The 20,626-nt window shown below is 43.6% G+C and carries 12 protein-coding genes; 6 read left to right on the top strand and 6 right to left on the bottom strand.

Going from position 1 to position 20,626, the window contains the following annotated elements; genetic code table 11:
- Positions 1-28: 28 nt before the first annotated feature.
- Positions 29-769: an SDR family NAD(P)-dependent oxidoreductase gene (locus BLR84_RS27180; protein ID WP_090473407.1), complete on the top strand. Its 741-nt coding sequence runs from the start codon at positions 29-31 to the stop codon at positions 767-769.
- Between the two features lie 127 nt (positions 770-896).
- Here the strand turns inward: BLR84_RS27180 and murF are convergent, their stop codons facing one another.
- The gene (gene murF, locus BLR84_RS27175) at positions 897-2,240 is read right to left on the bottom strand and encodes a UDP-N-acetylmuramoyl-tripeptide--D-alanyl-D-alanine ligase (RefSeq protein WP_369829206.1); all 1,344 of its coding nucleotides are present in this window, start codon (positions 2,238-2,240) and stop codon (positions 897-899) included.
- A gap of 132 nt (positions 2,241-2,372) precedes the next feature.
- Positions 2,373-4,529 (bottom strand): DNA helicase RecQ, encoded by a 2,157-nt coding sequence (gene recQ / locus BLR84_RS27170; protein ID WP_090473406.1) that lies wholly within the window; start codon positions 4,527-4,529, stop codon positions 2,373-2,375.
- Between the two features lie 251 nt (positions 4,530-4,780).
- Between recQ and BLR84_RS27165 the strand changes: the two genes are divergently transcribed.
- Positions 4,781-7,282, top strand: coding sequence for a M14 metallopeptidase family protein (locus BLR84_RS27165; protein WP_090473405.1), 2,502 nt, complete (start codon positions 4,781-4,783; stop codon positions 7,280-7,282).
- 157 nt (positions 7,283-7,439) lie between these two features.
- Here the strand turns inward: BLR84_RS27165 and BLR84_RS27160 are convergent, their stop codons facing one another.
- From BLR84_RS27160 to BLR84_RS27145, 3 genes are all read right to left on the bottom strand, one after another.
- The gene (locus BLR84_RS27160) at positions 7,440-9,908 is read right to left on the bottom strand and encodes an outer membrane beta-barrel family protein (protein WP_090473404.1); all 2,469 of its coding nucleotides are present in this window, start codon (positions 9,906-9,908) and stop codon (positions 7,440-7,442) included.
- A 588-nt stretch (positions 9,909-10,496) separates the two neighbouring features.
- On the bottom strand, positions 10,497-12,170 hold the full coding sequence (locus BLR84_RS27150) for a PspC domain-containing protein (RefSeq protein WP_090473402.1): 1,674 nt from the start codon (positions 12,168-12,170) through the stop codon (positions 10,497-10,499).
- Between the two features lie 24 nt (positions 12,171-12,194).
- Positions 12,195-12,527, bottom strand: coding sequence for a PadR family transcriptional regulator (locus tag BLR84_RS27145; RefSeq protein WP_090473401.1), 333 nt, complete (start codon positions 12,525-12,527; stop codon positions 12,195-12,197).
- A 184-nt stretch (positions 12,528-12,711) separates the two neighbouring features.
- Between BLR84_RS27145 and BLR84_RS27140 the strand changes: the two genes are divergently transcribed.
- The 4 genes from BLR84_RS27140 to BLR84_RS27125 all read left to right on the top strand — a co-directional run bounded on the left by BLR84_RS27140 (position 12,712) and on the right by BLR84_RS27125 (position 19,416).
- On the top strand, positions 12,712-15,939 hold the full coding sequence (locus tag BLR84_RS27140; protein ID WP_090473400.1) for a SusC/RagA family TonB-linked outer membrane protein: 3,228 nt from the start codon (positions 12,712-12,714) through the stop codon (positions 15,937-15,939).
- An 11-nt stretch (positions 15,940-15,950) separates the two neighbouring features.
- On the top strand, positions 15,951-17,447 hold the full coding sequence (locus tag BLR84_RS27135) for a SusD/RagB family nutrient-binding outer membrane lipoprotein (RefSeq protein ID WP_090473399.1): 1,497 nt from the start codon (positions 15,951-15,953) through the stop codon (positions 17,445-17,447).
- 19 nt (positions 17,448-17,466) lie between these two features.
- Entirely contained in the window at positions 17,467-18,315 is an 849-nt protein-coding gene (locus tag BLR84_RS27130; protein WP_090473398.1) for a BT_3987 domain-containing protein, read from the top strand.
- A gap of 144 nt (positions 18,316-18,459) precedes the next feature.
- Positions 18,460-19,416, top strand: a complete 957-nt coding sequence (locus BLR84_RS27125; protein ID WP_090473397.1) for a carboxypeptidase-like regulatory domain-containing protein — start codon at positions 18,460-18,462, stop codon at positions 19,414-19,416.
- Positions 19,417-19,522: 106 nt separating this feature from the next.
- Here BLR84_RS27125 and BLR84_RS27120 read toward each other — a convergent pair whose 3' ends face one another.
- A complete protein-coding gene (locus BLR84_RS27120; RefSeq protein ID WP_090473396.1) occupies positions 19,523-20,422 on the bottom strand; it encodes a hypothetical protein in 900 nt (299 codons plus the stop codon).
- Between the last annotated feature and the right edge of the window lie 204 nt (positions 20,423-20,626).

The raw sequence follows: 20,626 nt of genomic DNA, 5'->3' as shown, positions 1-20,626 counted from the left end.
TAGCTTTGCAACCAAATAAAATACAGCAATGCAAAAATTAAAAGATAAAATAGCCCTCGTTACCGGCGGCAGCCGGGGTATGGGCGCGGCAATAGTAAGACAACTGGCTCAGGATGGCGCCACCGTGGTTTTTACCTATGTAAACGGAAAAGAAAAAGCACAGACCCTGGTGGATAAATTAACCATTGAAGGATTAAAAGTATCGGCGATTAAGGCAGATAATGCGGTAGAAGGCGAAATAACATCTGCCCTAACTCAAACAGTACAAAAATTTGGCAAGTTAGATATCCTGGTCAACAACGCCGGGGTTTATGCTGGTAAACCAATGGAAGAACATACACTGGATGATTACCGCTTTACCATGGATGTGAATGTAAAAGCCGTTTTTGAAGCTGCCATTTTCGCAGCGCAAAAACTGGAAAAATCGGGCAGGTTTATTACCATAGGCAGTAATATGGCAGATAGGGTTGTTGCCGCGCAGGGTACACTGTATTCGATGAGTAAATCGGCATTGAGCGGCCTTACCCGTGGCCTGGCCCGCGACCTAGGGCCGAAAGGTATCACCGTAAACCTGGTACAACCCGGCCCGGTGAATACCGACATGAACCCGGCTGATGGGAGCCATGCGGACAATGCCCGCAGCTTAATGGCCATCCCCAAATACGGTGATCCACAGCAGATAGCCGAGGTGGTATCTTATCTGGCCAGCCCATCGGCGAGCTTTACCACAGGATCCATCATGACTATTGATGGCGGGTTTAATTGCTGATGAAGCATGGGATAAATATTCAATCATGTCATTGCGAGCGTAGCGTGGCAATCTCATCGTGTTTATACATGCGAGGAGATTGCTTCGTCGTTCCTCCTCGCAATGACATATTTGAGTGGTTTTTATCTCAAAACAACTCCACCAATCTTTCCAAAGCCATACCCCGTGAACCTTTGATCAGAATGGTGGAGTTTTTTATAGGATGAGCTTTCAATCCGGCAATGGCATCCTCGGCCGTTAGATAGAAGGTAACTGCCTGGTTTTGATTTTTGACTTTTGATTTTTGACTTTCAAAGTCCTTGCCGATGAATATCCTTTCATCTACGGGTGTGTCTAACGCTTTTTGGAGAACGGTAAGGTGTTCGGTCGGCGATTCATCGCCCAGTTCAAACATATCACCCAGGATCAATACCTTGCGTTTCGCGCTGATCTTATCCATATTTTCAATAGCTACGGTCATGCTGCTTGGGTTGGCATTATAGTAATCGCAAATGAGGGTATTGGTAGCCGTTTGTACAATTTGCGAACGGTTGTTTTTGGGTTGATAACCTTCAATACCCGCGTTTATTTCCTGAGCCGGGAGCTTAAAATAAGTACCAATGCTGATGGCCGCTAAAATATTGTTCAGATTATAAGCCCCGGTGAGTTGTGTTTTAACCGTATAAGTTTGGCCGGTTGTATTGTTAGTCCATTGAACGGTAAGCAATGGGGAGTTCTCAGTGATCTCGCCACTGATGAGGTTGTCAATATCTTGTGTCCCGTAATAAACCACATGGTTTAAATGCCGTGCTTCGGCCATTTCCATTAAAACAGCATCATCACTATTGATAAAAGCAATGCGGCTTGCTCCCCCTTTAGGGGGCTGGGGGGCTAAATAATCATACAATTCCCCTTTGCCTTTTTTTACGCCTTCAACACCGCCGAAGCCTTCCAGGTGCGCCTTGCCCACATTGGTGATCATTCCGTGCGATGGTTGCGAAATGCTGCAAAGCAGTTCGATCTCTTTCTGGTGATTGGCGCCCATTTCAATTACGGCAGCCTCATGCGTGGCATCAATAGTTAGTATGGTAAGTGGCACGCCGATATGGTTGTTCAGGTTGCCCTGCGTAGCCTGGGTTTTAAAATGCTGGGACAATACCGCGTTAATGAGCTCTTTGGTGGTAGTTTTACCGTTGGTACCCGTCAATCCAACAACAGGTATCTGTAAAGTCTGGCGATGATGCCTGGCCAGGTTCTGCAGAGCGGTTAACACATCTTCAACCAATAAATACCGCTCACCTAATTGATACTCCGGATTATCTATAATAGCATAGGCTGCCCCTGCTTCTATAGCTTGCTGAGCAAAGGTGTTGGCGTCGAACTTATCACCTTTAAGGGCAAAAAATAAACTGCCGCTGCCAATTTTCCGGGTATCGGTACTGATTACAGGGTGTTGCAGGTATATCTGGTAAAGTTGTTCGGTAGTGATCATATTTTAGTATCAAGTAGCGAGTATCAAGTATCAAGACTTTTTCTTGCACATTGAAACTTTTTGCTGGTGTATTAAAACGCCTTAAAATTATACATTTTTTTGTCTTGATACTTGATACTCGCTACTGAATAACTAACTTTTGTTCATCCAGCTTATTACAGCTTTAATTTCACCATAGGAGTAGGCGTCACCTAAAATTTCTTTGAGGGGAGCTAAACGTTCCGCTCCGTAATTTTCTACGGCTTCTATGATTACGGGCAGCTTACTTTCGGCAACCAGTTCTTTAACATCCAGATCGCCGGTTTGTACAAAATGGCTTAAATGGCTCTCGATCGTTACCTGCGAAAGTCCCCTTGCTGCCGCTATTTCCGTAGCGTTTTTACCCTGACGATATAAGTTAAATGTTTCGGTACGGGTGTCTGTTCCGCTGCGTGGAGTACGGGCCGGGCGTTCTGTTTTGGTTTTGCGCTCCCGCTTGGGCGATTTGTACGCAATCTTTGATTCCAGGCCTTTGGTTTTACAATAGTCCTTAACCGGTTGTAAAAGTTCACGACCATAACGGGCCAGTTTAACATCGCCAAAGCCTGATATCAGTCTCAATTCATCTAAGCTTTGTGGCAAATAAGTAGCCATTTCCAGCAGGGTGGCATCAGATACAATGATATAAGCCGGCACATTTTCCAGCTCGGCGATATCGCGGCGGGTATTTTTTAACCGGCTCAGTAATTCTGCCTCATGTGGTGGGGCGGCTTCGGTATGGTGCTCTTCGGTGGTTTGTGTTTCAATAAATTCAACCTTTTGTATGCCTTTGAGCACCAGCGAGCTTTGATTGGTTAATTTCAATACCGGGTAGCCATCATCGGTTACCTGTAAATATTCCAGGGTGATCAGCTCCCTGATATAACGTTGCCAGTCGACCTTGCTGATATCAGCTCCAATACCATAGGTTTTAAGCTGCTTATGCTCCTCGCGGATCTTCTCATTCTTTGAGCCCCGTAAAAAGTCGATCACATAGTTAACCCCGAACCGTTCATTCAGCCGGGATACAGCCGACAGCGCTTTTTGGGCGATCAGTGTACCATCAAAACGTTTAAACTCGGTCAAACAAACATCGCAGGAACCGCAATTGGGTGGAAAAGCCTCATCGAAATAATTCATGAGGTATTGCCTGCGGCATGATTGTAGCTGGCAGTACTTCACCATATCGTTCAGTTTGTTGAGCATAATACGGCTTTGCTCTTCATTGCCTTCAATACGGGCAAAGTGCTGGAGCTTACCGGCATCACCCGGCGAATAGAGCAGCAGGGCCTCCGATGCTAAACCATCCCTGCCGGCGCGCCCGGTTTCCTGGTAATAGCCTTCAATGTTCTTAGGCAGATCTATATGCACCACGTAGCGCACGTTTGATTTATTGATGCCCATACCAAAAGCGATGGTAGCTACAATGATCTTGACATCATCGCGCAAAAAAGCTTCCTGATTTTTGGCTTTAACCTCGTTGTTCAATCCAGCGTGGTAGGCTTCGGCGGCGAAGCCTTCGTCTTTCAGATCGGCCGCGAGGTCTTCTGTTGATTTGCGCGAAAGACAATAGATAATACCCGACTCATCCGGGCGTTCCTTTAAAAAACTGATGAGTTGTTTAAAGCTGCTCTTTTTCGGGATAACGCGGTAGGTGATATTAGCCCGGTTAAATGACGATACAAATACCGCAGGCCGGTGCAGGTTCAGTTTTTCGAGAATGTCTTTTTGAGTAAGCTTATCCGCGGTAGCCGTTAGGGCTATGACCGGCACATTCGGGAACTCATTTTTTAACTGCGCCAACATCAGGTACTCGGGCCTGAAATCATGCCCCCATTGGGATATACAGTGTGCCTCGTCAATAGCTATCTGTACTACGTTGAGTGTTTTTAAAAAGGGCACCAGTTTGTTTTCGGTACCAAATAAGCGCTCCGGTGCCAGGTATAGCAGTTTGATCTGGTTGTGTTTTAATTTTTCGACCAACTGGCGCTGTTCCTCAGGTGTTTGTGCTGAGTTGAGGAATGCCGCCGGGATACCGCTTACATTCAGACTGTCGACCTGGTCTTTCATTAAAGCTATCAGGGGCGATATCACAATGGTAAGCCCCTTTAGCAATACCGCGGGCAGCTGATAACATAAGGACTTGCCGCCGCCGGTTGGCATCAGTGCCATCACATCCTGCCCACTTAAAACATGCTCAATAATAGCCTCCTGATGATGCCTGAAATTGCTGTAACCGAAATATTTTTGAAGGGCTTCCTGAGGGGTCATATTATTTGATGTGCAGATGTTTTTAGATGTGCGGATGTGCAGATATGCAAATGTGCAAATTTTGGATGATGTCTGAATCAGGATTTACTGAATTTTAGAATTAACAGAATATACTTGTTGGAGCTTCATCCGCACACCAGCACATAGGGTTTTCATCTGCACATCTGAAATTTGCACATCCGCACATTCGTTTTCATCTGCACATCAATTAATTTCTGCATATTAGCGTATCTCTTAACCGTTTCTTTACTATGATAAAAAAGCTACTCCTTATTTTAATAGCTGTTGTTTCCGCATCGGCTGCTTTTGCACAAAAAATACAATCACCCGACGAATTTTTAGGTTATAAATTGGGCGACCAGTTTACACCGCATTATCGCATTGTTGATTACTTTAAATACATTGCCCAGGTATCAAAAAATGTAAAGCTGCAACAGTTTGGCAGCACCAATGAAGGGCGTCCGCTGCTGGCGATGTTCATTGCTTCTGATGAGAATATTGGCCGCCTGGAAGAGATTCGACATAACAACCTGCGCCTGGCCGGTATAGAGACTGGTAGCGCTATGGCTAACGCCCCTGTAATTACCTGGCTGAGCTATAATGTGCATGGTAACGAACCGGCATCAAGCGAAGCCGCCATGTGGACCTTGTATGATCTTGTAGACCCAGCCAATACCGCTACCAAAGCCTGGCTTAAAAATTCGCTGGTAGTTATCGATCCATGTCTGAATCCCGATGGGCGCGACCGCTATGTACATTTCTATAACTCGGTACGGGGTGGCGTACCCGACGCCAGTCCGACAGCTCGCGAACACGTAGAGCCATGGCCCGGCGGACGTATCAATCATTATTATTTCGACCTGAACCGCGACTGGGCCTGGCAGGCACAAAAAGAAACACAGGCACGTGTGGGCCTGTTTAATCAATGGCTGCCCGAGGTTCATGTAGATTATCATGAGCAGGGATACAACGCTCCCTATTATTTTGCACCGGCTGCTGAGCCTTATCATAAGGATATCACCAAATGGCAGCGCGATTTCCAGGTAACCATTGGTAAAAACAACGCCAAATATTTTGACCAGAATGGCTGGATGTATTTTACCAAACAAGAGTTCGATCTGCTTTATCCATCGTATGGCGATACCTATCCTTTATATAATGGCTCCATCGGCATGACCTATGAGCAGGGGGGTATCAGCGGTGGTTTGGCTGTACTTACCCGCAGCGGCGATACACTTACATTTGCCCAGCGTATAGCTCACCACCATGCAACCGGTTTAAGTACGGTGGAAATAGCATCAGCCAATGCACAAAAGCTGCTGGATGAGTTTAAAAAATTCTATGATAATAACCGCGCCAACCCTCCGGGCGAGTATAAAACCTATGTTATTAAAAATGATAATAACAATAACATTAATACCCTGGCCAAAATGCTGGGCCGTAATGGTATCCAGTATGGCTTTGGCTTAGGCAATAAAACTGTTATCGGGTATGATTATTTTACCGGTAAAACCGAGCAATATAAAGTAGGACCTAATGATATGGTGATCAACGCGCATCAGCCAAAGGCGATATTGCTGCATGTATTGCTGGAGCCTAAAACCTTTATTGCCGACTCTAACACGTATGATATTACCGCCTGGGCGCTCCCTTATGCTTATGGCTTAAAAACGTATGGTGTAAAAGAGTCGCTGAAACCAGCCAGTACAAGCTCGGGGATTATTGAGCCGCAGCCGCTGGCTAATACCCATGCGTATGCTTACGTGGCCAACTGGCAATCGGTTAATGATGTGCGGTTTTTAGCGGCATTACTTAAAAAACATATCAAGGTACGCTACTCCGAAAAACCTTTTGAGGCGGCTGGTAAAAAATTCATGGCGGGCTCATTACTCATCACCCGGGCCAGTAACGACCGGACCGATTTTGACCAGGTAGTTACCCAAACGGCCGCGGCACTAAATGAAGGCCTAACGCCTTTGGCTTCGGGATTTGTGGATAAAGGATCCGATCTGGGATCGGATGCCGTACGATATATCCGCCAGCCACGGGTAATGCTGATATCGGGCGAAGGCGTAAATGCCGAAGCCATGGGCGAGGTTTGGCATTTGTTTGAGCAGCAACTGGGCTATCCTATTACTTTAATAAACTATCAAAGCCTTAACCGTACCCGGCTTGCTGATTTTGATGTGGCTATTTTCCCTGATGGTAATTATGACGATTTCCCTTCAGAAAAACTGCAAGGCTGGATCCGTGAAGGTGGTAAATTGATTGCTATTGATAATGCGGTAGCACAGCTGGCCGATAAAAAAGGTTTCACCCTGAAAAAGAAAGAAGAGAAGAAGGATGAAAAAGCAGAGGCCAAAGAAAAGGAAAACATTAAAATATATGGCGACCGCGACCGTGATGCCATTCGCTCGATGATCCCCGGCGCTATATTTAAACTAACACTGGATAATACGCATCCGCTTGGTTTTGGTTTGCCCAACTATTATTACTCGCTAAAACTGAATGATGATATCTACGATTTTTTAGGCGAGGATAGCTGGAATGTAGGTACAGTGAAAAAGAATAGCTATGTATCGGGTTTTGTGGGCGTACAATCAAAACAAAAGATCGTTAATGGTATGCTGCTGGGTGTACAATCGCTGGGTCGTGGCTCGGTGATCTATATGGTTGATGATCCTTTATTCCGCAGCTTCTGGGAAAACGGCAAACTGCTATTCAGTAACGCGGTATTTATGGTGGGACAGTAAAAGATGTGCAGATGTGCGGATTTCAGATGTGCAGATGAAAATCACATAAACAAAAAGGCCTTCCTGTAATTCAGGAAGGCCTTTTTCATTTGCTTCAAAATAATTGCATTATTCCATCATTCGCATATCTGCACATCTGAAATCTGCACATCGGCTCTTAATTCGCTCCTTTCACTCTGCCTTTTTCATCATCGGCACCGCTTCTGTGTTCGCGGGCTTTTATTTTGTTATTACCAAAGTTGTAGGTAAAGGTTAGGCGGCCAACGCGTGAGTCGTAGTTTTGGCGGATATCGAAATCGTTACCCAGCGTGCGGCTGCTTAGGTTGTTGCGGCGCATGTAAAAAATATCGTCAAGGGCCAGTTTAATATTAGCTTTTTTATTGGCAAATGAGTGACTTACACCGGCGTCGATGCCATAACGTGGTCTTATTTTGTAAATACCATAAGTAAGCGGTGATTGGTAATCGCCTCTGATCTCAAAACGGTAGCTGCCAAATGTTAATGTTTGTGTGGCTTTTACCTGTACGGTTACCTGGCCCGAGCTTAGTTTTCCGGTTCCAACCGAATCTGATTTAAAGCCCAGGTAAAAGCTGTTTACGTCAACATTACCAGTCCACCATTTGGTAATGGTATATGGTGCGTTGATGTTAAGGCTGTATGAGTTTTGGGTTTGCAGGTTCAGATTGGTCTGGAATGATTTTTTGCCTTCTGTTAATATGATCTCGGTGATCACATCAGTAGTACGGCTGTAGTTTAAGCTTACGTTAATGCTTTTGTTATAGGTATAGTTAAATTCAAAATTGTTGGTGTACTGTGGTTTCAGGAAGGCGTTGCCTTTTGAAAAGGTATACGGATCAAGATAATATATAAAAGGGTTCAGGTCATCATAGCCGGGCCGATCGATACGGCGGCTGTAAGTGAAACTAACCTCGTTTTTGTCATTTAAGGTACGGTTGATGAATACGCTTGGGAAAATGTTAAAATAGCTGCGATCAACCGGTGTGCTGCCCAAAAGGTTACCATTTGATTGAGTGTACTCACCACGTAAGCCTAATTGTATCGATGTTTTTTTAAATTGTTTATTCAGGTTAAGATAGCCGGCGGTTATTTTCTCGGTATAAATAAAACGGTTGGTACGGGTAGTATCGTTAATATAGCTATTGCCGTTAAATATCTGGGCCTGTAAGTCGTTATCTGTTTTAACACTGCTGAATTTTGCACCCGTTTCAAGTTTTACGGTTTTTGATAGTGGTTTGGCATAATCAACTTTACCGGTATATATGGTGATATTTGATGGTGTTTGGTTGCGTAATAGTTGAGGCGCATGTTGCTGGCTGCCATCAGACAGGAAATAATTGGTATTATATTCGGCTATAGAGTTGTTTTTAAATTTTGAGTAATCAAGGTCCACGCTTAATTCCTGGCCGCTGGTATCAATCTTGAACCTGTCGTTCAGGTTAGCTGCAAAGTTTTTATAAGTTTGGTCGATGGTTGATACGGTAGTAAGAGATGAGTCAGCACCGTTTGGCGCCGAGCCAATTTTAGTGTTGCCATCGTTATTGTCAACTTCAGAGTTGGAGTAGCCGCTTACCACAAAGCCAATGGTGTTTTTGGAGCTTACATCATAATCGGCTCCTACGCGGTAGTTGTTATAATGATAAACATGCGGCATCCGGGTAAACTGGGTAAAATAGGTAGGATTGCCTATTACTTTGCCAGTACTATCTCTCTCTCTGGTAACACGGTCAATATATATATCGCGGGTATTCTTGTTATCGCCACGGCTAAAGGTGCCAAATACGTTCAGGTTACCTTGTTTGTGGTTTAAGTTTAAGCTGCTGTTATCCCTCCAAAAGGCACCACGGGCGACACCAACAGTAATGCTGCCGTTTGTGCCTGATTGACTGTTTTTCTTTAGCTTGATATTGATGATACCTGAGTTACCGGCAGCATCATATTTGGCAGATGGGTTGGTAATGATCTCGATGGATTTGATGGTATTACCATCTGTAGAGCGTAACAGGGTAGCCAGTTGCGCGGCACTTAGATAAGTAAGCTTATCATTGATCATCACGGTTACACCCTGTTTGCCTTTCAGGCTGATGTTGTCATCTTTATCGACAGTAACACCAGGAGCTTTCTCCAGTATCTCCAATGCTGTATTGCCTGCTGCCAGTACGCTGTTTTCCACATTCATTACAGTACGATCTATCTTGCGCTCGATGAGTGGTTTACTGGCGGTGATAGTTACCCCTTTCAATTCGGTGCTGCCTGCCCGCATACTTAGCGCCGGTGCGGTAACAGTTGTGGCGCTTTCCGGAACGGTGAAAGGGGTGGTCACCGCTTTTTGGTAACCCACAACAGAAGCTTTAATCAAGTATTTGCCTGAGCGGATGTTATCAAAGGTGTAAACACCGTTATCGTTACTCAATGCGCCTTTAACAACGGTTGAGTCGGTAGCCCTGATGAGGCTTACGGTGGCGTAATCCATTGGTTTGCCCTGTTCGTTCAGTAAGGAGCCGGATACTTTGGCACCTCCTGATTTACCTCCCTGGGCAAAAGAGGTACTCCAGCTGATAGCTACAAGCAGGAGGGTGCAAAATATGTTGTTTGTAAGAGTTTTCATGTTTTTGGTGTTGAAATGATTAGGCAATAGTGAGCCATCAAAGAATATGCTTCTTTTTAAATTTTGATGAATAAGTTTTAGTTGATCCGCTTGATAAGCGGTTTAGTTTTAGTATGTTATTTTATATAGGCGATTTTCTTCATGATGTTTGTTTTTATAGTTCAAATGTGCTAACAGATTATGTTTTTTAGTAATGCTTTTAGGCGAAAACGGCTAAACTTCCGGTAAACGACCTGAAAACACCGATGAACATTTACAACTCTTTTAATTTATGTTATCCAACCCGGTTAAAGCCATGCTTTGTGTGGATCTTACATTAAGATGCTAAAAGTGGAAAGAAGGTTACAGTTAATTTAAAATTTTAATACCGGGAAGATGTTTTTAACCACATTGTTTATAAACACAAAGCCAGGGGTGTGGTTCTTAGACAGAATACTTGTTGCTGATATCTGTTTTGAATGTAATGGAACTGCCTTTTGGATATTTAGATGATAATAAAAGGGAACAATAAGCCCGCTAAATAATAGCAGGCTTATATATTTTATCAGGGCTCTCATTATATGATATATAAATGATAGGTTTAGGAGTTTACTGATCCTCGGTTTTTGCCGTATCGGGCACCAAATGGTTTTTTATACTATCAGCTTTTGCCGCGGCAGCTATTGCGGCAGTATCAATTTTACACTGGAGTCCATCATTGGTCATTAGAAACACAGAACCCGCCGGATTCTTTGGCGTATTGGCTTGCCCGCAATCGTATAAATTAAAGCCCATGTTATGGTCAAGCTTTCCGTCAATAACCAGTTTGGCGTTCAAGGGAACTTTTAAGGTTATGTGCAGCTCTTGCCCGCGCCACATGTTACGTCCGAGTCTTTCCAGGTGACGGTCGAACTTTAATACCGAGTCTTTTTGTATAAAGCGATAGCTGATGTTGCGGGCGTTGATCAACGCGTCTTCATCTGTACGACCCCTTGCTGTAAATGATTCAACAAGGATGGGCTGGGGCACATCGCTTTTTTCTATATCAATGCTTACGCGGTCCTGATGATCAAAATCATCGCCATTAAAATCATCATCAAGGATGATCATGCCGTTAAATCTTTCTTTGATGCGCAGGCGGGTACTATCCTCGTTGGTCAAATACTTGGCATCATTGAGCTGTAAATAATAGGTATTGTTGGGCGTTGCCTTGATGTTGATGGTTTTGCTCAGCTTAGCGCCTTCTTTAAAATCGGCCGATGCCCTAGCTCCATAATATACAACCGCTCCCAGCGAAGCCAGCCATACACATAATAGGGTAGTGCCTATTGAGCGGTTAAAGGTGGCGTTTTTGAATAAAAAGCCAATGGTAACCAATATCAGCGTTAATAAAGGGATAGCTAACAGCAGGAAACCACCGCAGAGGAATATCAGGTTGGTATCCTCGTTAACAATGTTGAAAGGGAATATATGGTATATATCCGTTTTGCCAAAAGCAACGAAACCCACAAACACTATAATAAGGGCAATGGCCAGCCCAAAGCAGGTAAGTAATATAATAAGGCCTATGAGTTTACCCAAAAAACTTCCGGTACCTCTTAAAAATGTACCCAGGTGGGCAAAAAAGTCACCCAAGAAGTCGCGCACTTTATAAACAAAGGGGCGTGCTTCCTGGCGAAAATTGGAAAGGTTTTCTTTTACCATGCTCATCTCATCCTCAAAGTTCTTTTTAAAACCTTTCAGGTCCTGTTTTTCGCCTTTCATGGCCATGCGGTCGGCCCGTGAGGTGGCTTTGGGTATAACTATCCATAATACAATGTATAATATAAGCCCGCTGCCTGCAAAAATTAACGACAGGGCAAAGGCCAACCTGATCCATACGGCAGGTATGTCAAAATAATTGGCAATACCCGCGGCCACACCGCTCACCAGGTGATCATCCGGGTCGCGGAAAAGCCTGCGACGTTCGGTATTATAACCAAACGTACTGCCGCCTGCTGGTTTAGCGTCGTTTTCGACAGATTCGAAATCTTCCACCGAACCCATTTGTTCAATAACCAATTTAACATCGGCTTCTACAACTACCTGTTTGTTTTGATTGGCCAATGTTTCGTTAAACATTTCGGCTATGCGGTTTTCAATGTCGGTTGTGATCTCCAGGCTGTCGGCCGACGACGAAAAATGACGTTTTACGTCGGTCATATAAGCTTTAAGTACCTCGTAAGCATCCTCTTCTATATGAAATACGATGCCATTTATATTTATGATGATAGTTTTATTCATGATCTGTGATTTTTTTATAGGTTTTTATTTTCTCTCGCCAATGGCGGTTTGCACGGCATAAACCAATTCCTGCCAGGTTTTATCCAGCTGTTCCAATACAATTTTTCCTTCTTCTGATAGCACATAATACTTTCGCGGCGGCCCCGAAATTGACTCCACCCAGTTGTAAGTGAGCAGGCCATTGTTTTTTAAACGGGTTAGCAGAGGGTACAGAGTTCCCTCAACTACAAGTAGTTGGGCTTTTTTAAGTTCAGCAATAATGTCTGATGCATATATTTCGCCCTTGGCTATGATGGAAAGAATGCAATACTCCAGTATGCCTTTCCTCATTTGGGTTTGTGTGTTTTCTACAATCATAATACAAAGATATATGTTTTAGATTGTATTATGCAATACATAGTACTATAATTATCAATATTGCTACTAAAATTTAAGTTTTTTAAAAAAAAGTCATGCTTTTATCAGATTTAACTTGACTTTTTGATAATGTAACATTACTTTTATGATTAATTAACTATTAACTGATCTTATTATTAACGAAATGAAAAAACTTCTACTAGCAAGTTTGTGCTTTCTGTTGTTGTCCATTACACAGGTATTTGCACAAAACCGTACAGTTACTGGTACGGTTACGGCCAAAGACGACGGCCTACCCCTTCCGGGAGTTTCAGTAAAGGTAAAAGGGACCACGAGAGGTACCCAAACCGGAGCCTCGGGAAAATTTACACTATCTGTTCCCGCTAATGCAACACTCACATTTTCCTTTATTGGTTATGCATCACAGGATGTTGCTGTTGGCAGCAAAAGCACCTTCAATGTAACATTGGAATCTGCGGCTAAAAGCCTTGGTGAGGTTCAGGTTACAGGTGCGTTAGGTGTAAAGCGCCAGGCTAAAGAGCTTGGTTATGCCGCTACCAACATCTCCAACAAGCAACTTACCGAAGCCCGCCCAACCAACTTTACTAACGGTTTGACTGCTAAGGTTGCAGGTTTGGTTGTTAGTACGGTAAACAACGGTCTTAACCCCGATACCCGTTTTACACTGCGTGGTAACCGTCACATTACTGGTAATAACAATGCGTTGGTGGTATTAAACGGTACGCCGATATCTCCAAACGAGGTTACTACCATTAATCCTGATGATATTGAAAGCGTGAACGTGCTGAATGGTGCAGGTGCAGCGGCCCTTTATGGTTCTGAGGCATCAAATGGCGCTTTGGTGATCACTACCAAACACGGAAGCGGAAGCGGGCAGCCAACCATCACCTACGCCAATACGTATTTGCGTGAGTCAATTTCTTACATGCCGGCTTTGCAAAATAAATTTGGCGGTTATGGTGGCGAAGGTACTCCTTACCAGGATGCTGTAACCGGTTTTATTACTACTACAGTACCTTATGAAAACCAGTCATACGGCCCTGCTTATGATGGTCATATGCAAGCGCTGGGTATCCCGCTTGAGGATGGTACCATACAGTCATATCCATATCAGTCTCCATCAGGAAAAAGCTATGCACGCCGTTTCTTCGTATCTGGTAACCAGGATCAACATAGCCTTTCATACGCCGCCGGCGATGCCAATAACTCCTTCAACCTGACCGCTTTTCGCATGGATCAAACAGGTACTGTACCGGACGATAAATATAACAAAACACAGGTTCGGATCTCTGGAACCAAAACGGCTGGCATTTTTAGAGCCGAAGGAACAGCCAGTTTTTCACAGGGAAATACCGATACTTACGGCGGCTATGGTGACATATTGAGCACCATATTCAATACCCCAAGCTGGGTGCCGCTTCAAAACTTTAAGGACCCAACTAAGCCATTTGCTGATCCAAGCACTTATTTTAACTCTTATGGTATTAACCCATACTGGAGTATCAAAAACTCAAGATCTGTAAAACGTACTGACGTATTGAATGGTAGTTTCTCGGGTACCTTAACCCCAACCAAATGGTTTGATGCTACTTATCGCTTAAGTTACAATGGCGGCTCTTATCAGCAAACAGACACCCGCGCGGAAATTGACTATACTCCATACGCATTGAGCGACCCTACGCACGGTGGTAGTACCGTTGCCTCAAGCTATGGCGCGGCGATCAACCCCGGAACTGTAAATAATATTAAAGTTTTTGGCGATGGTAGTCTTCCAACTAATAGTCTTTTTGCCGGTCCGCAAGGATATAACCGCTTGCAACAAGACATCTTAACCAACTTTCATAAATCATTCCTGAATGATCAGTTGAAAGCCAATTTATTAGTAGGTAATACCATTTGGCAAGAGTATGCCAGCTTTGTTCAAAACGGAACAAACAACCTGCTGGTAAAAGATTTTTATAACGTTAGTTCCCTTTTAGGGGTACCAAGCGCTACAGCCGGAACATTCAAGATCCGCCAGGTAGCCTACTTTGCCGACCTTTCATTAGGTTGGAGAGATTTCGCGTTTTTGGAAGGTACCTTGCGTAACGACCATGATTCAAGACTTTCTGCAGCTAACCGCTCTATCTGGTATCCATCAGTAAAAGGATCGTTTGTGTTTACATCAGCTTTTGATGCTTTAAAAAACAACAAGATCATCAGTTATGGTAAATTAAGGGGTGGTTATAGCCAGGTGGGTGATGTAAACATTGGTCCGTATAGCCTGCTCAACACATTTACATCAACAACCGGTTTCCCTTATGGTAACCTTGGTGCATTGAACCTGAGCACACAGCTAAATAATCAGAACCTGAAACCTGAATTAACATCAGAGTTAGAAGTTGGTACCGATCTGGGCTTTTTTGATGGCCGTATTAACCTGAGTGCCACCTACTACAATACGCACACTAAAAACCAAACATTACCAATCACTGTTTCCCCAACAACGGGTTATCAAACTTCCATTCTTAATATTGGCGAAACACAAAATACCGGTTACGAGTTTAAACTGGACGTAACCCCGCTGCAAAAAACAGCAAACGGCGTTGGTGTTAATTTAATCGGTAACTTAGCTATTCAAAACTCAAAAGTGTTATCGTTATTTGGCGATACCAAGCAACTGCCTTTAGGTGGTTATGTCAATGCTACTACCAGTGCAGTAGTAGGCCAGCCCTATAGCGTTATATATGTAACTGACCTTAACCGCGATCCACAAGGACGTGCTATTGTTGACCCGGTTACCGGCTATCCTTCATTGAACAATAACCTGGTAAATGCCGGCCAAACCACACCGAAATACGTATTAGGTTTAACACAAACCATCAGCTATAAATTTATCACCTTAGCTGTAACGGAAGAATACCGCGCAGGTAACGTTATCTACAACTCAAGCTTACGGTCGGCTACGGCGGCTGGTGTATCCCAGTTCTCTGTATCTTCAGATCGTCAGCGTTTTATTTTCCCAAATTCAGTGATCAACACCGGTACTGCGGCTAACCCCGTTTATACGCCTAATACTACTGTAAGTGTTCAGGACGGTGCCCTGAATTTCTGGGACGGCGGCGCGTATTATAACGCAGGGAGTACTTATATAACCAGCGGCGCATTCTGGAAATTACGTGAAGCGAACCTTTCATTCGATCTTTCCAGATGGATCAAAAAAACCGGATTTATCAAACGTGCTAATTTTGCTTTTATTGGTCGTAACTTGTTGATGTGGAGGCCTAAAACTAACAACTGGGTGGACCCTGAGTTTGCTAACAGTGCTACTAACGGCGATATTGGTGTTAACAGTACCCAGCAAATGCCGGCAAGCCGTTTTTACGGAGCTAACTTAACAGTGACATTTTAACTTACAAAACGATGAAAAAGTATTTATCTATAATATTTGCAACGCTTGCTTTAACGGCTGGCAGTTGCAAAAAGGATTACCTGGAGTTATCAACTAACCCCAACCAGCCCGTAACAACAACCCCCAACCTGGCATTAACCGGCGCTTTAAAGATCACTGCCGATATTACCAACAACGTTGGCCAGGGTGGGCCACAAGTAACGTCTTACGTTAATTATGCCTGCTGGATGGGCTACCTGAGCTGGAGCACAGGCTTCCAGCCTAACGCAGCCCTACTGTCATACCAGGTAACTTCAGCTACTTATGATTATTGGACCCCACTGTATTTGAATGTAGCTAATTATAACGCTTTAAAAGCTTCAACTACAAATCCATATTTTCTGGCCATCGCCGATATTATGATCGCGTTTGATTTTCAGGCCCTGGTTGATAACTATAATAACGTCCCTTATACCGACGCTTTAAAAGGAACAGCATTGCTGAACCCTAAATACGATAAAGGATCAGCGATATATGACGATTTGTTGAAACGTGTAGATGCGGCTATAACATCCATACAAGCCACGCAAAAATTAGCTGTACCACCGGCCACTCCCGGTACTGCAGATATCATGTACAAGGGCGATATGACTAAATGGTTAAAATTTGCTAATACGTTAAAATTGCGTTTGGCATTGCGCCAAAGCAATGTGAGCTCAAAAACCGCCGCGCTTAAAGCGGCTGTTGCGGCAACACAAAGCATCGGTTATATTGATGCTACCATGCCCGGCACTGTAAACCCGGGTTACCTGAATAGTGATGCGGTTAATGGTCAGCAAAGCCCGCTTTGGAGAAATTACGGTACAACTCAAAATGGTGGTGCGCAAGCCAATAAAAACCAGTACCAGGCCAATAGCTACGGGGCTACCGTGCTTACTGCTAATAGCGATGTTCGCGGTTTTGTGGTTTATACCACAACATCAACCGGTACCATTATCTCAACTGCTTTGGGTATAACACAGCCGCCAACAACAGCCCCAAGTAAAGTTGGAACAGGATTGTTGAAATCTGCTACCATGGACGCGGTGATCATGTCGGGCTCCGAAGCTTTATTTTTACAGGCCGAAGGTGTTAAAAGCGGATATATTACCAGTGGGAGTGCCGCGACACTATACAATGCCGGTATCAATGCTTCTTATGCCGAAATGGGTTTAACCGACACGCAGGCAGCTACTTATCTGGCAGCTAATCCGTACCCAACAGCAGGTACAGATGCCACACAGGAGCAAGCTATCATTACCGAAAAATGGAAAGCCCTGGCTATCTATGGCGCATTTGAAGCATTTAACGAATTCCGCAGAACAGGCTATCCTAATAATATCCCGCTTTCTGTATACCCGGGCGCTAACCCTCCAAACCAGGTTACCCGTGTGCCATATCCTGCTATTGAATATCAAACCAATGCGGCTAACGTAGCCGCAGAGGGTAATATCTCTGTATTTACCTCTAAAATATTCTGGGCTAAATAATATTTAAACGAAAAGAAAAATGAAAACGAAATTATATATTAAAACAGCTTTTGTCGCTTTGGTGTCTATCGCGGGTTTAAGCTCGTGCCTGAAGGATAACCAGCATTATGTGGATTTTGCGGCAGCAAAACCGTTGGTGGAATTACCTGCTGCTACAGGAGTCGGAGCGAATGGCGGCTTATTTGAAGCAGTTGCTCTTGATATTTCTGATACCCCTATTCCGATTAATTTAATGGTTAACGTGGCTGCGCCTAAACCTTTATCGACACCCTTAACGGTAAAAATCTCTGTTGATCAGGCTGCCTTAACTAAATATAACGCGGATAATAGCACGAGTTATGTACTCTTGCCAGCTGATTATTACACCAGTACCTTTACAACTACAATTCCAGCTAATCAAAATTCGTCTAACATAGTTATCAATATTAAATCAAGTTTAATATCACCCACTAATACAAGCTATGTATTACCATTAACAATAACGGATGGTGGCGGACAACAGATCAGCAATTATAAAACGGTTTTGTACAATGTTCAGGTTAAGAACAAGTATGATGGTACTTATACCGCTTCTGGTTCAAGGATTCATCCAACTGCTGGTACTTTCACATTTAATTATGATGTAGCTATGGGAACAGCTGGCGCCACATCAGTTTCAGGAAGCGCTTTAGCCGATTTAAAAACGGATCTGAAGATTACTGTAAATGCTGATAATTCAGTTACATTATCAAGTGTTTCTCAACCATCAGTTGCCTTACAGCCAGGAACGGTTAATAAATATGATCCGGCGACCAAAACGTTCACACTAAATTACTATTACAACTCAGCGGCTCCCCGTTTGATTTCTGAAACGTTAGTAAAAAAGTAATTAATAAAAAAAACGATTAATATAAGGTGCTTCAATTATTGGAGCACCTTTTGTATTATATCGCAACTATTTAAATGAAGATTAGAGGGAATTGAAAAAAAATATATAACTTTTGAAGCATTATATTAAAGTCTATTGCTTCCAATGAAAAAAATAATTCTTTTAGCGTTAACTATATTATGTAAAATAAGTTTCGCCCAAACGATATCTGTAAACGGAACCGTAACAGACCAAACAGGTAAACCTGTCGCTTTTGCTTTTGTGAGCGATTCGCAGCATCCTTATGCCACTTATTCAGATCAGAGCGGGGCGTTCAGTCTTCAGGCCGATCCTGCCTCTAACCTCATCGTAACCGCCAATTTTCATAACGAAGCGCGGATTAAGCTGGATAACCCCTCCAATGTTAAAGTGGTGATGACTGCCGGGGAAGCCCCCAAACAAGAGGTACTGGCTAAAACAAGCGTTGCCAATTTTTTTAAACCCGATGAAAACCTGGTTGATCATAACGTATCTATTAACCGCATAGGCACCGGGCAGGAAGGCCTGCACGGCAGCCGCTTTTTGTTTAATGATTGGGTACATGGTTTTGCCATAACCCCCCAGGATTCGCTTAAACAAAGCGATGTATACTTATTTAACTATGATAAAGTAGGAGGTAACCTCATATTTACCCGTAATAAAACCACCGCCATGCTGGTGGTAAAGCAAGAAATAAAAGGCTTCACCTTGTTTGATGAAAACGCCGTGCCTTATGTTTTTGAGGACGTGCCTGCTATAAATGCCAAACGCTATGTGGAGGTATTATCTACCGGAAAAAAATACAAAATATACAAAGACCTGGGGACAACTTTTATAAAAGCTAATTTTGTAACCAACGGCATCACCTCAAGCGGTAATAATTATGATGAATACAAAGACGAAAGTGTTTATTACGTGGTACAACTGCCAGGCGGAAAGCCTCAAAAAATAGAGCTTAAAGCAAAGGCCATTAAACAGGCATTTGTTGCCGACGCTGATAAAGTGAAAAAATTCTTTTCGGATAATGAGGGCGATATCGACGACAACTACCTGAAAGCACTGGGCGATTATTTGAACCAGTAATAGCTATTAAAACAAAAGAGGCCGGCTTATTTTGATAAGTCGGCCTCTTTTATTTAAGAGTTTGCTCGGGCGAGCAGTTTTTTATTCGTGATGCCGTCTCTTTTCATTAATAAGAATCGCTGGTGTCTCCTGTGAAAGTAAAGGTAACAGGCGTATTGGCGGTGGGGGTACCCGTTACATTTAGGCCGGTTATATGATAATGGGTAGTGCCGGCAATGGGTGTCCATGTTCCTCCGCTATTGTAATGTGCTGGGAAGTTTTGATAGGTTACTATATTTAATCCGCCAATTGAAGTAATTACACCGTTAGTAACATTCACATCATACTCATAGTTTGAGCCAGCAGGGTATATGAATGACATTGTATAGGTGGTTGGCGGTGGAGGAGTAATTACCGGTGCCGGAGTTGGATAACCCACAGTAGTGAAAGCAAAGTGAGAAGTACCACTAGTGATCCGGATTAGTTTGCCTGTAACCGCTACGTAGCCTGCACCGCTATTACCGTAAGTTACTTTAACAAAATCAGAAGCCACGGGCATGGTTATGATTGGTGAGTCTGGTAGCATATTTATAATAGCGCTAGCCAAACTACCTACATTTGAAGTAAAATCTAGCACATAGGCATCAAATGAAGCGGTTGCCACGTATACTATAAAAAAGTCTTGTCCGCCTGCATTTGAAGTCGTAATCATATTTTGATCTCCCACGGTATACCCATAGCCCATACACGGAACGCCATTAACCAGGTTGGGGTATTTGGCGTGGTCCCAAACCGGGGTGCCCTGCATTTTAACACTTACACCGCCCCAGTTACCCAGGTAGGTGTCAAAGTTTTCTCCGGGTTGGCGGGGCGCTAGTGTTAACTCATTTACGAATCCCGGGTCAACTACATTCACCTTTTGTTTGGCCTTATCCGGTGTTGTACCCGGTGTTTTCACCAGGTCCTTTTTGCAGGCGCTAAAGCCCACCATCATGGCCATGAGGCCCAACAGTATTTGTTTTTTCATGTTAATATATTTTTATAAAAAATACATTAATAATAGGGCAGCTACAATAGGTGTTTACACGGTATTTATGGAGCTTAACCAGCGTTTATTATTTTTTACCTACGCTGTATTTGCCCTGGGCCAACAAATAAAAGGCCGCCGATACACGACATCCGAAATAGTCTGCATGCCCTGCCCGAGTGTCCATTTTACACAAAAACACAA

It is taken from the genome of Mucilaginibacter sp. OK268 (assembly GCF_900103125.1).
Taxonomy (GTDB): domain Bacteria; phylum Bacteroidota; class Bacteroidia; order Sphingobacteriales; family Sphingobacteriaceae; genus Mucilaginibacter.
Note: the sequence above shows the minus strand (reverse complement) of the source record. Positions and strands in the feature narration are given on the sequence as shown.

What these genes read in the sequence shown, in the direction of transcription:
- BLR84_RS27160 (WP_090473404.1), bottom strand. Translation starts at nt 9,908, where the DNA reads ATGAAAACTCTTACAAACAACATATTTTGCACCCTCCTGCTTGTAGCT.
- BLR84_RS27145 (WP_090473401.1), bottom strand. Translation starts at nt 12,527, where the DNA reads ATGATTGTAGAAAACACACAAACCCAAATGAGGAAAGGCATACTGGAG.
- BLR84_RS27125 (WP_090473397.1), top strand. Translation starts at nt 18,460, where the DNA reads ATGAAAAAAATAATTCTTTTAGCGTTAACTATATTATGTAAAATAAGT.
- BLR84_RS27150 (WP_090473402.1), bottom strand. Translation starts at nt 12,170, where the DNA reads ATGAATAAAACTATCATCATAAATATAAATGGCATCGTATTTCATATA.
- recQ (WP_090473406.1), bottom strand. Translation starts at nt 4,529, where the DNA reads ATGACCCCTCAGGAAGCCCTTCAAAAATATTTCGGTTACAGCAATTTC.
- BLR84_RS27135 (WP_090473399.1), top strand. Translation starts at nt 15,951, where the DNA reads ATGAAAAAGTATTTATCTATAATATTTGCAACGCTTGCTTTAACGGCT.
- BLR84_RS27180 (WP_090473407.1), top strand. Translation starts at nt 29, where the DNA reads ATGCAAAAATTAAAAGATAAAATAGCCCTCGTTACCGGCGGCAGCCGG.
- BLR84_RS27130 (WP_090473398.1), top strand. Translation starts at nt 17,467, where the DNA reads ATGAAAACGAAATTATATATTAAAACAGCTTTTGTCGCTTTGGTGTCT.
- BLR84_RS27165 (WP_090473405.1), top strand. Translation starts at nt 4,781, where the DNA reads ATGATAAAAAAGCTACTCCTTATTTTAATAGCTGTTGTTTCCGCATCG.
- BLR84_RS27140 (WP_090473400.1), top strand. Translation starts at nt 12,712, where the DNA reads ATGAAAAAACTTCTACTAGCAAGTTTGTGCTTTCTGTTGTTGTCCATT.
- murF (WP_369829206.1), bottom strand. Translation starts at nt 2,240, where the DNA reads ATGATCACTACCGAACAACTTTACCAGATATACCTGCAACACCCTGTA.
- BLR84_RS27120 (WP_090473396.1), bottom strand. Translation starts at nt 20,422, where the DNA reads ATGAAAAAACAAATACTGTTGGGCCTCATGGCCATGATGGTGGGCTTT.